Genomic DNA, 1,412 nt, shown 5'->3' with positions numbered 1-1,412 from the left:
TCAAATGGCAGTACTAATTCTTAAACGAGCAATAAAAAAAGCTGAGCAGGCAGGAGACATACCACCCAAGGACTAATGAGAGAAGGGGTAACAGTGTGGGGTGTAGGGTGTGGGGTGTAGGGTGTAGGGTGTAGGGTGTAGGGTGTAGGGTGTAGGAAAAACTTTTTTTTGGAACTAAGGCAATCATTGTCTTAATGCACTTGCTCATGGGGATTTCCCCCTGTTCCCTTGCTGCATCGCTTCTGGATTTATGTGTACAGCTACCCCACACCCCACACCCCACACCCCACACCCCACACCCCACACTTTCACCCCCTCAGTTCCTATCCTATATCCTTGAGACTACTAAACTTCGTAATCCACTGCGATGACGTCTCCTTGGATAGGTTTGATATAGTTCTGGACTACTTCCTGGTGGGCTGGGTGATCAGTATAGGTACTCAGAGCGTCGCGATTGACCAGTTGCACTCTCAAAGCATGCTGAAATCCCTGAGACCTCTGCGAAAAGTTCTCTCCACAGGACAGTTCTAGAATCTCAGGAATTTGGTCTTTCAGAGCCAGGAGTCCATTGATAGCCAATGCGATCGCATCCGGTGAAGCGTCTTCTTTCCACTTGAACAAAACAATATGCTCGATCATCTTTACTTAAAAGTTCCTAAATTACCATTACCACAGGCCAGGTGGTAAACACAAAAACAATTACTGTACTCAGAGCCAGCAAGCCTTCAATTAAATTGCCAATTAGCGACCCTACTATAATACCCACACTTGCTTTTAAAGCTAGGTTGGTTCGTGACGCTAAAGTCCACTCACTCCGATAGAGAAACTCCCAAGACTCCCACAAGCATTAACCCAATTAGCACCCAGTAGAGAATTACAAGATTCATCACATTAGTAAATGTTCAGATTAAACACCGATTTCAGAACCTAATCATTCCACAATTAGGTCACATTCTCAATATCAATGGTTTTCTGATCTGCCTCAATCAGTACCTGCTGCATAATCGGTGAAAGGTTTTCATTGAGCCGTCCAGAACGAATAAATTCGGCGTAGGTATCAGCTTCAATATCTAACATGGTTTCTTGAAGTTGCTCAAGCTCAACAGTTTCGAGTTCAGGGTGGTTACTCCGTAACTCCTTAATTTCATCGTTAATCGTTGTCAGTTGGGTATCGATAAGTTTGGTTTGATAGCGCCACAGGTCTGAATCTATTTCTGTGGTCTTTAAGCCCTCCTCAAGATAATTTCTGACCCGATTCAGGGCGATGCGACGGGCAAGAACTTCAGAATATTGCTGACGTAGGGGTTGGTCACCAATTAAATTTAACTTTTCGAGAAACCATCGGGTGGTTAACCCCTGGACTAGCAGGGTAAACAGTACCACGCCAAACACAGTTTCGATAATATCTTGCC

1 protein-coding gene and 1 pseudogene are annotated in these 1,412 nt (G+C 44.5%); both read right to left on the bottom strand.

The features are described from left to right. Nucleotides 1–345: 345 nt before the first annotated feature. Nucleotides 346–639: a Dabb family protein gene (locus F6K53_RS42540; RefSeq protein WP_293061241.1), complete on the bottom strand. Its 294-nt coding sequence runs from the start codon at nucleotides 637–639 to the stop codon at nucleotides 346–348. 303 nt (nucleotides 640–942) lie between these two features. Next, nucleotides 943–1,412: pseudogene (locus tag F6K53_RS42535) on the bottom strand (sodium:proton antiporter); the annotation flags it as partial.

The sequence above is a fragment of the Moorena sp. SIO4A1 genome (genome assembly GCF_010672065.1).
In the GTDB taxonomy this organism is placed as follows: domain Bacteria; phylum Cyanobacteriota; class Cyanobacteriia; order Cyanobacteriales; family Coleofasciculaceae; genus Moorena.
The sequence above is the reverse complement of the archived record's forward strand: the minus strand, read 5'-3'. Positions and strand labels throughout refer to the sequence as shown.

Excerpts from the sequence above, each read along its gene's own strand:
- F6K53_RS42540 (WP_293061241.1), bottom strand. The coding sequence starts at position 639 with ATGATCGAGCATATTGTTTTGTTCAAGTGGAAAGAAGACGCTTCACCG.